Genomic DNA, 401 nt, shown 5'->3' on the forward strand with positions numbered 1-401 from the left:
ATAACTGAAGGGAAAGTTACTGCTGATCTTCGACGTAAATTCCGGCTGAGATAACCGCGCCGCCGATGCGGCGCTTACCATAACCGATCGGTACCGGATAGCCCTGAGAAACGGTGTTCACCGGCGCACCGAATGCATATGATGGTTTATTTTCGCCCTGGTCTTTCATAGCAAGTCCGCCCGGCTGCGGGGACAACATCTGGATTATACCGCCCAGCATCATGGATACGCCGGTCATGGCCAGCCCGGTATGCATCGCTCCCCATGCCGCCACTGACGCACCGCCTGTCCAGAACGCAGCAGCCACCATTACCGCACCGAAAATAACCTGCAGCAATCCCCCGCGTTTGCTGCCGATCACAACAGGCACAATCCGGATAACATCATCCGTCACCGGAAAA

The 401-nt window shown here is 56.1% G+C and carries 1 pseudogene; it reads right to left on the reverse strand.

The window, feature by feature from the left end:
- Positions 1-16: 16 nt before the first annotated feature.
- Positions 17-401, reverse strand: a pseudogene (locus GN208_RS17935) (tail assembly protein); the annotation flags it as partial.

This window comes from Morganella sp. HSTU-ASny43 (assembly GCF_022819185.1).
Classification (GTDB): domain Bacteria; phylum Pseudomonadota; class Gammaproteobacteria; order Enterobacterales; family Enterobacteriaceae; genus Morganella; species Morganella morganii.